This window comes from Chryseobacterium sp. MYb7 (assembly GCF_002979455.1).
Lineage (GTDB): Bacteria > Bacteroidota > Bacteroidia > Flavobacteriales > Weeksellaceae > Chryseobacterium.
In genome coordinates this window covers 1-13,467 of the sequence record NZ_PCOU01000050.1, presented here as the reverse complement: position 1 = coordinate 13,467, position 13,467 = coordinate 1, and the positions used below count along the sequence as shown (strand labels likewise).

Annotated in this window: 10 protein-coding genes and 2 tRNA genes; 4 read left to right on the top strand and 8 right to left on the bottom strand. The window is 34.9% G+C overall.

Going from position 1 to position 13,467, the window contains the following annotated elements:
* Positions 1–105: 105 nt before the first annotated feature.
* The 3 genes from CQ046_RS22970 to CQ046_RS22960 all read right to left on the bottom strand — a co-directional run bounded on the left by CQ046_RS22970 (position 106) and on the right by CQ046_RS22960 (position 2,708).
* A complete protein-coding gene (locus CQ046_RS22970; RefSeq protein ID WP_105704494.1) occupies positions 106–1,059 on the bottom strand; it encodes a ketopantoate reductase family protein in 954 nt (317 codons plus the stop codon).
* A gap of 64 nt (positions 1,060–1,123) precedes the next feature.
* The gene (locus CQ046_RS22965; RefSeq protein WP_105704493.1) at positions 1,124–1,705 is read right to left on the bottom strand and encodes a Crp/Fnr family transcriptional regulator; all 582 of its coding nucleotides are present in this window, start codon (positions 1,703–1,705) and stop codon (positions 1,124–1,126) included.
* A 193-nt stretch (positions 1,706–1,898) separates the two neighbouring features.
* On the bottom strand, positions 1,899–2,708 hold the full coding sequence (locus CQ046_RS22960) for a class I SAM-dependent methyltransferase (RefSeq protein WP_228407032.1): 810 nt from the start codon (positions 2,706–2,708) through the stop codon (positions 1,899–1,901).
* 239 nt (positions 2,709–2,947) lie between these two features.
* On the opposite strand from CQ046_RS22960, the gene CQ046_RS22955 reads away from it, so the two are divergent.
* Positions 2,948–3,703, top strand: a complete 756-nt coding sequence (locus CQ046_RS22955) for a helix-turn-helix domain-containing protein (protein ID WP_105704492.1) — start codon at positions 2,948–2,950, stop codon at positions 3,701–3,703.
* Positions 3,704–3,730: 27 nt separating this feature from the next.
* Positions 3,731–4,891: an FAD-dependent oxidoreductase gene (locus tag CQ046_RS22950; RefSeq protein WP_105704491.1), complete on the top strand. Its 1,161-nt coding sequence runs from the start codon at positions 3,731–3,733 to the stop codon at positions 4,889–4,891.
* Between the two features lie 110 nt (positions 4,892–5,001).
* Here CQ046_RS22950 and CQ046_RS22945 read toward each other — a convergent pair whose 3' ends face one another.
* From CQ046_RS22945 to CQ046_RS22935, 3 genes are all read right to left on the bottom strand, one after another.
* A complete protein-coding gene (locus CQ046_RS22945) occupies positions 5,002–8,037 on the bottom strand; it encodes a reprolysin-like metallopeptidase (protein WP_105704490.1) in 3,036 nt (1,011 codons plus the stop codon).
* Between the two features lie 675 nt (positions 8,038–8,712).
* Positions 8,713–10,140 carry a tetratricopeptide repeat protein gene (locus tag CQ046_RS22940; protein ID WP_105704489.1) on the bottom strand — a complete coding sequence of 476 codons (1,428 nt, stop codon included), beginning with the start codon at positions 10,138–10,140 and terminating at the stop codon, positions 8,713–8,715.
* Positions 10,141–10,294: 154 nt separating this feature from the next.
* Positions 10,295–11,788, bottom strand: a complete 1,494-nt coding sequence (locus CQ046_RS22935; RefSeq protein WP_123906677.1) for a tetratricopeptide repeat protein — start codon at positions 11,786–11,788, stop codon at positions 10,295–10,297.
* Positions 11,789–12,210: 422 nt separating this feature from the next.
* Between CQ046_RS22935 and CQ046_RS22930 the strand changes: the two genes are divergently transcribed.
* Positions 12,211–12,696: a GNAT family N-acetyltransferase gene (locus CQ046_RS22930; protein ID WP_105704487.1), complete on the top strand. Its 486-nt coding sequence runs from the start codon at positions 12,211–12,213 to the stop codon at positions 12,694–12,696.
* Between the two features lie 54 nt (positions 12,697–12,750).
* Here CQ046_RS22930 and CQ046_RS22925 read toward each other — a convergent pair.
* Positions 12,751–12,823 (bottom strand) — tRNA-Lys (locus tag CQ046_RS22925).
* Between the two features lie 212 nt (positions 12,824–13,035).
* On the opposite strand from CQ046_RS22925, the gene CQ046_RS23780 reads away from it, so the two are divergent.
* Complete coding sequence (locus tag CQ046_RS23780) at positions 13,036–13,197, top strand: hypothetical protein (protein ID WP_165790583.1); 162 nt, start codon at positions 13,036–13,038, stop codon at positions 13,195–13,197.
* Positions 13,198–13,393: 196 nt separating this feature from the next.
* On the opposite strand, the gene CQ046_RS22920 is transcribed toward CQ046_RS23780, so the two are convergent.
* Positions 13,394–13,466 (bottom strand) — tRNA-Lys (locus CQ046_RS22920).
* Position 13,467 lies beyond the last annotated feature (1 nt).

The following is a 13,467-nucleotide window of genomic DNA, read 5'->3' as shown; positions in this document are numbered from 1 at the left end:
TAATCAATTAATTAAAATAATAATATTGAATATCTAAAAACAAAAAGTCGGAAGAAAAAATCTTCCGACCATGACTAGGTTTTAACCCGCCATTTATATTTCTTTTCATTCGGCTTTAGCCAAAAGTTTTGTTTTAATTTCGGTGTAGATTTTCTGGGTAAATATGGTTTCGACGCCTACTTCGGAACCATATTTTAACACAGCACCTGCAAACAGTTCCAATTCGTTATCCTTCTTTCCTGAATTGATATCAAGCTGCAAAGAAGTAGGAGTTTCAAAAGGAAATGTAGAAGCTTTTTCAAAAGTTGCACTGATAATATCTTCCTGAAGCTCAATTCCTTTTTTAACAGCAATCAATTGTATTTCCTTCATAATTCCAGCTGCTTCATTTTTCTGCTGTACATCACTACATACCGCTCCCATGGACGAATTATGCTTGGCTGTTACCAATCCGAAACTCGCAATAAATATGAATTTCGTCCAGATAGCATTCAATGAATTATCTTTAAATTCAAACTCTATTTTACTTTCGCTTAATACATCTGTAACCCATTCCACCGGAGCCGCAAAATGCTCAGGATCTCTTCCTACAATTATTTTACCGGCATTGCCTTTATGCTCCACAGTTCCTCTTTCTTTAATATGAGAGGCGACGTAAACACAAGTCGGAAGCACAGTATGATCCGGAATTATAGTACGTATTCTGTCGTAAATATCTGCTCCGTTCATCATCGGAAGCAATATGGTATCTTTGTTAAGGGTCGGCAGTATTTGCTTGCACACATTTTCAAGATCATATTCTTTGACACCAATCAAAACCAAATCAGGATTTTCGATTTCATTGATATTCTGTACTATAGCATTAGGATACGTTTGTGAATTGGAATGCTCGGGAGATAACAAAATCAATCCGTTTTCTTTTACTTTTTCATAAGTTTCTCCGCGGGCAACAAAAGAAACAGTATATTTTCCGGTAGTTTCATTAATCTGATTTATTTTAAAACCAAAATAACCACCTACACCTCCCAGTCCTACTACAACAATATGTTTTTTGTTCATGAAATTATTTTTAAGCAAAGATCAGTGATCATGTCTGAAGTATCACTTGACAAATGAAAAGAAATTACAGTTTATGAATATCCCTTCTGATCCGGCTTAGCGAGCTGTCTTTAATCCCGAGGTAGGAAGCAATCACCTTCAAAGGAACATGCTGAAAAATATCAGGATCTTTTTTCATCAGATTAAAATATCTTGTAGAAGCTTTCTGACTGGCCATTTCGATCAGCCTGTCATGAATATTATAGTAATTAAGCACAAAAAGAAGCCTGCTGAACTCCCTGAATTCAGGAATATTATGGAAATTATGCTGCACATTTTCCAATCCGGTTTCCCAGAAAACACATTCCGTTACGGTTTGATATATCTCTTTAGTGGGCTGTTGTCTGAAAAATGACAGAAAATCATTCACAAAACACGGAGCTCTGAAAATATTGGTAGTAATCTCCTCATTATCTTCATTCAATATATACGACCGCACATACCCTTTTTCCAGGAAGTATGTTTTGGTACTAATGGCATTTTTATCCAGCAAAATAGTATTCGCCTTTAACTCAAAATGGCTGAATTTTTCAGTAATTTTTTCAACCACATCCTTTTTGATACTGAATAAAGAATGAAAGTAGGTATTAAGTAATGATTTGTCCATTAGGCATTGTCCTAAATCTATTTTAAGCTCCTAAAAATAGCAATAATTTGTGGAAATCTGATTAATTGGAAATTGTAAAACCAATCCGTCAAATTTTTTTTTGAATTTTTGCCGCCCCTCCGGAGGATGGGAATTTTATACATCAAACGAACTGATATCCATAAAATTTCATAGCTTAAAATGGTAGTTTCTATCAACTTAGTTTTACTGCTTTTGTTGCGATAAAAGTAGGCAGATACTGGTCAATTAAAAAACGTGGATTGGGCTGCATTTCTTCTGTAAAACCACCAATCATAAAACCAGCTTTCAACTGTCCACCAATAAGATCTGAAAGCGTATGTCCAAAAACCAGAGCTTCGTTATTTTCCAATTTTCTGTTGATTTGGGTCTTATCCAGATCTTTTACATCAGTATAAGGAAGTGTATATTTAGGTCTGATAATTCCGTTTTCAATATCCTGAGGATTTCGGTCTGCTATAAACACGACAGGATTGAAAAAGCTGGCTAATAATATTCCTCCTTTTTTCAATACTCTGTAAGCTTCTGTCCAAACAGGATTTACATCCTCTACATAATGATTGGAGATGGGATGAAATACAATATCAAACGTCTCATCTTCAAATGCACTCAGGTTTCTCATATCCCCCTGAATTGTTTGCAGCAACAATCCGTCACGCTCTGCAACCATTTTATCCTGTTTCAACTGTTCCTCAGAAATATCAAAAACCACTACAGAAGCACCTGCTGCGGCCAATACCGGAGCCTGCTGTCCTCCTGCCGATGCAAGACATAGAATCTTCTTTCCCCGCACATCTCCCAGCCACTCTTTATTCAGTGGTTTCGGTGTCAGGTGAACATCCCATTTTCCTTCTTTTGCATCATTGATCAATTCTGTGCTTACCGCTTTTGACCATTCATTCTGCGCTAATGCCTGTTTATTCCAGGCAGACTCATTGTGCTGTAAAAAATTGATTTCCTTTTCCTGCATATTTTCCGTTTTCATGTTGGTCATTTAGCTGTTAACTTACAAATATATTGTATTCATCGCCAATTTAGCTGGTACAGATTTTCCAAAATATACTAGTCCAGTGAAGTATTCAGGTTAAAAATAATAAAAGGTATAAAGATTTTATCTATAATGAAATTGATTATCCTAAATGAGGTTCAATTTTACAGGACTTGGTAGTTTATAATAAATTTTGTAATTTTCTTTATCAAAAAACATCTGCAGCAGCAATAATTATGGACAATGATTTCACTTACAATTTCATCGAACCTGACAAAGAGATCGCAGATTTTGTTGAAAATCTGGGTACTTTTCAAAATCTTTCGGATGAGGCTAAAGAAGTGGTAATCATTCCCGATGGTAGAATTGATTTATTTTTCTCACAATCACCTTCAGAACCTTTTCATATTACTCTTCTGGGACTGGAAACGTATCCAGAACAGAGATACATCGCTCCTCATACAACTGCTTTTATCATCAGCTTCAAACCTCTTGCTGTAGAATATATTTTGAATACATCCATCGCTGATTTATTGAATATCGGTAAAGAGCTTTCTCCAGACTTTTGGGATTTTAAAGCTGAAGACTTAAAAGATTTTAATCATTGCTGTACCAAAGCCATTCACAAAATAAAAAAGCTACTTCCTCAAAAAACAGATGAGAGAAAACTCCGGCTTTTCGAGTTGATATATGCATCAAAAGGCGAAATGAGCGTGCAGGAACTTTCTGAAAAAACAGGCTGGAGCAGCCGGCAGATCAACCGCTATTTTACCAAGCAGCTTGGGTTATCATTAAAGGCCTACTCTACTATTTTACGTTTCAGGGCATCATTGGAACATATTGCCCAAGGAAGACTTTTCCCGGAACTGAATTATACCGATCAAAATCATTTTATCAAAGAAGTGAAGAAATTTTCTGGGGTAGCTCCCAAAGAATTATCCAAAAATAAAAACGACCGATTTGTACTATTATCTGTGTTGAAAGGAAAATAAATTTGCATTGTAAAATTTAAATCAACAATGCTGATAAACAATAAATCAATAGCAATCGTTGGTGGAGGTCCTGCAGGACTTACACTGGCAAGACTTTTACAACTGAAAGGTGCTGAAGTAAAAGTATATGAAAGAGACCTTAATAAAGATGCAAGGGTGCAGGGCTCTCCTCTTGATATGCACGAAGATTCCGGGCTGGCAGCTATTCGTAAAGCTGAATTATTGGAAGAGTTTAAAAAGACTTTTCGTCCTGGAGCAGACCGAACGCTGATCATGAATGAAAAAGCTGAAATATTTTTTAACGATCATGAAACAAAGCCTGAAGAGGATTTTGGACATGAACATTTCCGTCCTGAAATAGATCGTGGTCCCTTAAGAAATATGCTTCTGGAATCACTACATCCTGAAACGGTAGTCTGGAACAGTCATTTTCTATCGATGGAACCTAAGGGTGAAGGCTGGCTGATGCATTTCAAAAACGGAAATTCAGCGTATGCAGATCTTGTCATTGCAGGAGATGGAGCCAACTCTAAAATCCGACCTTATCTCACTGACATTAAACCCGTTTACTCAGGAGTTATTATGCTGGAAGGCAATGTTTCAAAAGAGAATGCGCCTCAAATTGACGCTTTGATTAAAGGTGGAAAAATAATGGCATTTGGAAATACGCAAAATATTTTGCTCGGTCAGAAAGGGAATGGAGATCTAGGATTTTATGCAAGTTTTAAAGCTAATGAAAACTGGCCTGCTACGAGTGGTCTTGACTTTTCTGATAATGCTCAGATGTTACAATGGTTTCAAACCGAATATTCAGAGTGGAATTCTATCTGGAAGGAACTTTTTCAAAATGCAAAAACACCTTTTATTCCCCGTTTGATTTACTATATGCCTTTGGATCAAACCTGGGAAGCTCAATCTAATTTAACATTGATAGGCGATGCTGCTCATGTGATGCCCCCATTTGCTGGAGAAGGGGCTAATATGGCTATGCTGGATGCCCTTGAACTGAGTGAACATTTAACAGATAGCCGTTACAGTACTTTACAGGAAGCTATTTCCGGTTATGAACAAAATATGCGTAAAAGAGCCGCTATTGCCACACAGGAGTCCCTTGAAAATGGAGAACGGATGCATTCTGAAACCTCATTAGCCACTATGCTGGATTTTTTTAATGGTCATCTGGCTTAATGATCAAAATCAAAAGGCTGCCTTCTATTGAAGACAGCCTTTTTTCCCTCTTGAAATAATTCTTTTTCTCTCCGCTTTTAGATCCTGATGCGGAGATTCATTCGTGTGATTTATTTTTTAATTAATTTGGTATTATAAGTGTTTTTCTCATCTTTTATAGTAATCACGTACATTCCTTTTATCAGAGAAGCCACATTGATTTTTCCTTCAATCTTGCCTTCCTGAACAAGTCTTCCGTCTGCACTATAAATTTTATAATCTGCTTTACCTTTAAGGTTTTTCACTTCTACAAAGGTATCTGCAGGGTTAGGATAAATAGATACTTCTGATGATTTGGTGTCTTTTATTTCTCTCACAGCAAGATTAGCATTTTCCGAAATTCTTACAGAAAAATCTCTGAAAGATCCTACAGAAACGATTCCTCCCCCATTTACAGGTACGGTAGGGCTTCCACAAGGTCCGCTGGCTGCATTAAAGAAGGTACTTGCTACTCTCATTCTCAATAATTTATCGCCAGAATATGCAGTATCAGGTACCGTAAATGTTACATCACCATCACGAAGATAAGCCTGAGCAGCAGCTGCATAGAATGGAAGAGCTCCGTTAGTCGCCACTTTTTCAGAGCTTTCGAATACTCCGTTTCTGTTATAATCGATCCAGATTTCAAGCCAGTCATTATAATTTCCTCCCGCAAGGTTTCTAAAGGTTGCTGTGTATTGAGTACCTTTTGTTAAGTTCACAACTTTGGTTGCATCCTCACTAAAGTCAAGATAAGTTTTATAAACATCCAGTCCTGTATATACATAAGCAAGGTTAGATAATGTCAATCTTACAAGACCGCTATTAAAGTTTCCGCCATTTCCTCCTGTAGTCATTAAACAATAATCTGTACCGGTTCTCAATCCTTTTGTTTTGAAGGCATAATTAGTTGAGAATGCTCCCGGAACACTGTTTACAACAGCAGCTACCTGTACTTCATAATTGGTTTCATCTTCCAGGTTTGACAACAATACAGAATTTGCAGCGCTTGTTGTATTCGACCAGCTTGCTGCTCCTATTTTTCTGTAATTCACAGAATAAGTAGCTCCTGATACTTTATTCCAGGATATTCTTGCAGTTGTTTTTAAAACTTCTGTATCTATTGCAGAGACTCCTGTTGGAGCAGCAGTAGTAGAAGTAGGAGCTGTCCCTACTGTTACGGCTGGAGATACAGCATAGAAAATATTACCAATTGCTGATATTCTTAATTTAACAGCACCGGTTACATTCGCTGGCATTTGTACAGCATAGCTTCCTGTATTAGGTGTAGAAGCTACAAGATCCGTCCATGTAGTTCCGTTATTGGTTGTATAGTCTATTTTTACAGCGGCTACATTATATGGAGCGTTATTGGTGTTTGCAGCATCCCATGTAATTGTATTGGATGCATCATTATATAAAACGGATGTTGTTGTAAGCCCGCTGAATTTGAAAGGGCCGTCAGTCCCAACTGTTACTACTGTTTCCGCAGTGGAAGTCATTGGTCTTATAGCGTTTTGATCTCTTACAGTTACTGCATAATTTAATGTTCTTGGGATATAGGAAACAGTTTCCCATACTTGCTTGTCTGTCAATATACCATTGACTACTGTTTCCAGCTTAGGGAAATATCTTCTACCAGCAGCTGTTCCCGGTAATGATCTTGCGATAGCTCCTTCTGCATTGTAACCCCATCCGCTGTCTCCTGAAATAGAATTCCTGTCTCCTACACTATTATACTGTTCCCATGTATAATTAATAAGGTCACCTTCCGCGTCTGCTGCTACAGCGTCCAGATAATAAGCAGTTCCTTTGGGTATAGAATAATTAACAAGCGGTGTAATCACCGGTGCAGTATTGTTTATGATATCAACAGCTACACCGCATCCTATTTTGGATTCAAGGTTATTCAATACCTGAGAAATAGATTTATAGTGGAAATATCCATCCATATTTGCCTGAATATTATCTTGTGTAATTCCAGGATATCCCATAATCGTTGTTCCTCCCCAAGGCTCTACATTAGCATTTGAACCTTCAGTTCTCATAGAAAAGGTATGATTGGCTCCCAGCTGGTGTCCCATTTCATGAGCAGCCATTAAATCAAATACTTCTCCTACAGGATCAGGACTCATTGAAAAAGCAGATCCTTTTGCTAAAGAAGTATTTGTTGCAGGGTTGGTACAAACAATTCCTATTCCTCCGGCGTTTCCATTTCTGCTTTGCCCTGCATTGCGATGAAATACGTGCCCGATATCATAATTAGCATTTCCTACATCTGCTGTAAGTTTTTGCTGTAACTGTAAGTTTAAAGACGGATCAGTTTGAACAGCCTGAGGGGTATAAAAATCAGTAGCAGGATCAGTATAAATAATCCCAGGAAGATCCAGGACATTAAAATGAGCTCCAAAATCTCTTTCAAAAACCCCATTGATCCTTGTCATTGTGTTATTAATTGCAGCAACCGCTCCAGCAACTGTACCTCCATGAAATTGTGTATACTCACCAGTAGCAGCCATAGCCATTCTGAAAGTTCTGTATTTGGTATTCGTAGGTCTGTTGGTAATTCCTACATTGGAAAGCATTTTTTTTCCGTTTTCTACCAGCTTATCAATATCTTTAAGATCATGATCCGTATCACATTCAAACCCATGCATGTCTCCTTTTTCCTTTGTTTTATAAAAGACTCCATAAGTTTGTTTATCAGCACTTATCGGCTCTATAAACTGAAATATACCATCTTTGATAATCATAGACTGCATATCATTCGGAGATGTACTGAATCTTAAGTATTTAGATGGATCATCTACACCCACTCCTACATAAGATCCTAACTGATATTTGTCTACCAGTGACTTATCCATCACAGGATTACTGTAAACTGAAAACTTCTCAATCTTTCCTTCTGCTGTTGGTAAAGAAATAATAACAGGCTTAGCATTTTTTCCTGTTTCTTCAGCATTTTTAAGCATTTCTCTCAGAGATTTCAGATCTACTCTGTAAGAGTGCTGCACTTCCACACCTTCTCTTATCTGCGAAGATTTCTGGGAAACAGATTCCCATCTCTGAGCATTGAAAACGGTAAAACAAGACGCTAACGCGCAAACTAATAAAATTCTTTTTTTCATAAATTAATTTAAAGTTATTGTGGGAAGCCTGTTGAAAATAATACCCAAAGTCCGTTTCACTTTCTAATCTTAAGCCATCTTAATAAGATTCAGACAGCTATTATCATAAATTCAATAAAATAAAACTTATCGTATAATATTCATAACAAAACTCCCTACAAAACTTGTATATTTTGAATAAAAAACAAAAAAAGATCATACTACACACGTACAACAGATATGTAATTTGCTAATTATCAACATGTTATATTTTAGCACTATTTTTACTCTTCATCACATCCATTTTAAATTATAAAACTTAGTAAAATTTACTGTCAAAAAAAAGACATGGAAACAGATTGGAAATCAGAAAGAAAATAATACTTAAATGATACTTATACAGCAACTAAAAAGACAAATTATAAGTAATATAAATTAAAAAAATGAATCAGTTTAGAATTTTTAGCCATTTTTTTATAAGGAAGAGCATAAAACAAACAACAAACACAACGAATTAATTACCAGCTATTTAAAAACAAAAACACACGATGTAGTACACATGTAGTAGAGTCTTTTTTCCTCTTTTGGTTAAAAATTTTCATATTTGACTCTAAGACCACAAAAAAAAATACATGTGGTGAAAAGAGAATATTTCGAGTGCTGTCTGACCTGATGAATCAGACAGTTTTTTTTGAGTTATTTCAGCGTATCAAAAAAGAGATAGATATCTGTTTCGCTGGGAATATTCAGTTTTTTTCTGATTCTATATTTTTTCTGCTGAACACTTCTGTGCTGAACCAAAGTATAGTTCGCAATTTCTTTAGATGTAAAATGCAGTTTCAGCATGGCACAAAAAACCAACTCGGAACTTTCAAGACCAGGATTAATGGATAAAAGCTGATCTATAAACTCAGGGTAGACTTCTTTAAAACGATCCAGAAATTCAGGATCATTCTTTTTCCCAAGTTCAATTATCTCTTCCTGCTTGTTGTCATTCATTCTTATCTTCAGATTTTCTGCTTCTATTGTAAGATCCTCTTTTCTTTTCCCCAAAGTACGGATAATACTCCAGGCATATAATACTAGTAAAGAAAGCCCAGCCAGTGAGAGAAGAATAATCCAGTATATTTTACTTTTATGCTGCTCCGTATCTTTTTGAGCTCCTGTAATAAAAGCCTCCATATCCTGATTAATGGTCGCTAATAAAGAGGTATTGGTTTTATAATAAGCATCCGTATATGCTTTCAAATAAAGATATGCTTTTTCCTTATCGCCTGTACGTTCATACAGCACCCTGAGATCGTTATAAATATACTTGCCATAGTAAGCATAAATACGTTTTGTTTTCTCATTAATTTTCAATGCATTCTTAAGAGCTTCCTCTGCTTTATCGTATTCTTTATAGGTAAGATAATATTCTCCCATAATGGTATTGGCACATAAAGCGACACCGTCTTCTTTTCTTCTTAAATTGGCTTTATTATAAGCAACCGTTACATATTTATAAGCTGAGTCCTTATTTTTTTTGCGCATATACACATAATCACCTATAGCACAGTCTGTTAAACCCGTGCCGTCCAGTTTTTTTGCTTTATGAAAATATTCAAGCGCTTGTTCGTATTTTTTTTCTTCAGCAAGATAAATGGCCTGTCTGAAATAAATACTGAACAGAAGATCGTTTTTGAGCTCTAATGTATCACCTTTCTGAATAGAGTTCATTGCTTCATTATTATATTGTAAAGCTTTTTCTGCTCTTCTGAGTTTTTGATTGAAATGACCATAAACATTATAAAATCTTGCCTTATGGATATCATCTTCCGAGTTATCAAGTATTTTTTTTGCATTGTCAAAAAGAATCTGGGATTTTTGAAAATTTTCCAGTGAAATATTAAGTTCAGCCAGATTGATATAACACAGAGCTTTTCCATCGGCATAGTTTATTCTATCTGCCTGTTTATAATATCTTTTATTAAGATTGATTAAGGAGTCATATTCTCCGGCAATTCTAAATTTCTCATTCTGCCTCAGCAAAGAAACATCAAACTTCTGTTCAGCCTCTTTCTTTGAATGAGAATGACAAGAAACCAAAATAATAAATAAGACAACAAGAAAAATACGGGTCATACGTTTTTTTATTTAAGCTAAATTTCTGTGTAAATAATAATCTCTTAGAAACAATTATAATGTTTTTAAATTTTCAATGGTTATTTCTGCTGAGATGAATAATAAAATCTTTTCATAAAACAGAATCAGGCTATTTTTATTGTGATTAATTTCGTTATTCGTCTAAGTTTTCAAAAAAGTCATAAATATCTGTTTCTCCAGGGATATTCAATCTTTTTCTGATCCTGTATTTCTTCTGTTGAACAGATCTGTGCTGTACAAAAGTATGGTCTGCAATTTCTTTGGATGAAAAACGCAGTTTCAGCATAGCGCAGAATGTAAGTTCAGAATTTTCAAGGTCGGGATTGATCTCCAGAAGTGCTTTTATAAATTCGGGATACAGCTCTTTAAATTTTAATAGAAAAGAAGAATCATTTCGTTTGGCAAGGTCTGTAATTTCTTCCAGCTGCTTCGTCTGAACACGGTTTTTCAATGCATCAGTCTGCTCTTTCAGCGTATTTTTCTTTTGTTTCAATCCATTGATCATCTTTCGGACATATATACCTGAAACAGTAAGAACCGTTATGGATAGGGCAATAAATAAAGGAAGATCATTCTTATGCCAGTCAGATTCCTGCTTGACTTCCAAAATAAAATCTTCGGTAGCTTTATTCATGGTGGCAAATCGTTCGGCATCAGACTTTCCTTCTTCTTCCATGTATTTTTTTAAATAAAAGTAAGCCTTTCCGCCGTCATTTTTTTTCTTATACAGGTCTGCAAGCGCTTTGTAAACGTCTTTTATGTGTGAAGAATAGGTGTGCCTTGTTCTAATATTAATTTCCAAAGCTTTTTTCAGCGCTTTCTCAGCCTGTTCACTATTATTCACTTCATTGTAGTAATATCCCATAGTATAGTAAACCCAAAGAGATTCTACATCTGTTGTTTTTTGGTTCACCATTTTTTCATCCGCTTTGGCTATATATATTCCTGCAGAATCCGGCTTATGAAAAAATAAATAGTACTGAGCAACCATACAGTTTGTGTAGGCAGAATTTTCCAGCGCATTGGCTTTTGTAAAACATTTTAAAGAAGTTCCCAACCATCCTTTCCAAGCGTAATAAATACCTTTGTTTACGTAAAGTCTTGGAAGAAGTTTTTGAGTAAGTTTCGTTTTTTTTGCCTGTTTTAAATATTGAAATGCTTTATTGTTACATTCAAGAGCTTTATCGTTTAGTTTAAGGTGCGAATAATACAGACTATAATCATCATAGAAGGCTGCTTTATGATAAGGATTCTCAGAGTTTTCCAAATCCTTCTCTGCTTTATTGAAAAAAAAGCGGGCTTTTTCGTAATTTCCTGCCGAGACATTGACTCCTGCCATGTTCAGATAACATAACCCTTTTCCTGCTTTATATTTCATTTTAGCAGCCTTTTTCAGATAGGTTATATTGAGGTGAACAAAAGCTTCATATCTGCCGGATAACTGCAGTTCAGTACTTTGAGTCAATAAAGAAACATCAAAATTTTCTCTTTCCTTATCATGAGAATCCTGTTTACAAGAAAATATACACAAAAACAATCCTATACAGATTGTATAAGCTATTACTTTCTTTATGTCTTTTGGATGTCTCTTTTTATTTTTAAAAAAGATCAATTCTATTTTTGCCATCACCACCAGCTTTTCCCTATGTCTACCTATACATATTTCATAAAAATATGCTGATAATTTTCTACTGTTATTTTTATTATTCCCCAATATGTGTTATAAATATACATAATTTATCATCTTATTATGAAATAAGCATCTTATTTTGCAAAAATGTAACATTTAAATAAAGTAATACAATTTCCCCCTTAAACAGACCTTTTTTACTATTTCAGAATTTTATGTAGGCTTTTTCTGATCAAAAAAAGGATGTTTTTGTTTACAATAAGACTATGTGAAATGAAATTTGTTACAAATATCTTCAGTTCAAAAAAATCCCCGCCAATTATTCAAAATAGACAAATCATACATATTAAATTTATTATTAAAATAATTCTCATATTTGAATTTAAAAATTAATAAAAACACACAACCAACACATTATTATGAATATAAATTATAGAAAAATTTTCCCTGAAGAAAGTAAAATCTATAGAGCCATCCGGCTGGAAAGCCTGGAGAAATTTCCTGAATCATTTGGAGCCAATTATCAGGAAGCTCTGAAAATTGAAAAATTTCGAATGGAAAATGATATTGAGGAACAAACAGAGGAAAGATTTGTATTGGGAGCCTTTGCAGACAAGGAACTTATTGGGATCTGTACGTTTGTGAAGGATGAAAATAATATTGGAAATATTTACCAGATGTACGTAAAAAAAGACTATCAGGGTAAAAATATCGGTATGGGGCTGATTGAAGCTATTATTAATGAAGCACGTCAAAAATTTAATGATATTGAAATCCATTTAGAAGTCACCCATGGTAACAATAAGGCTTACAACCTGTACAAAAAAGCTGGATTTGAGGAAATAAAAAATAACACCAACGAAAAACTGAGGAACCACATCTTGATGAAATATATGTCTGAATAAAAAAGGACAAAATATAATAAAAAAAGCTTCAACCTATGTTGAAGCTTTTTGTTGTGACCCGGCTGGGATTCGAACCCAGGACCCATACATTAAAAGTGTATTGCTCTACCAGCTGAGCTACCGAGTCGGCCACTTACTTTTTCAAGTAAATCCCTTTGTTTAAGGGACTGCAAAGATAGAAACTTTTTCTTTATTTACAATAGTTCCCTAAGATTTCACCACCTGAAAGATGCTAACTTTTACAAAATCAGAGACAAAAATTTCTTTGCTTAAAAACTTTTTATATTAATTTTACTAGTCAAAATTTGTTTTCTTCAAATAAATTCACTATATTATATCATGAAAAAAAATGAACGTCAGGACAATATAACACATGCTGGCAAAATCAATGAACGAGCAAAAGCACTGGAAGTCCTTGAAAAAGCAAAAAAAGTACAGGGAAAAATTACATTTCTCCGTCAGGGAGTTGGGAAAAACTTTAAACCAAAAAACGAAGAATAAAGATATTCTTGAATTTCAATTGAATGAATGAGTAAAATCAAACTGGTCTGTTAATCCAAATGTATAAATAATCGGCCATTTTTGAAACATTATAGCAAACACTATAAGCAAAAAACCTGCAAATCATTAATTCGCAGGTTTTTTTTAATATTTTTTCGATGTATTTGAAAATTTTATTTTCACATCTTTCAGATAGTGACCCGGCTGGGATTCGAACCCAGGACCCATACATTAAAAGTGTATTGCTCTACCAGCTGAGCTACCGAGTCG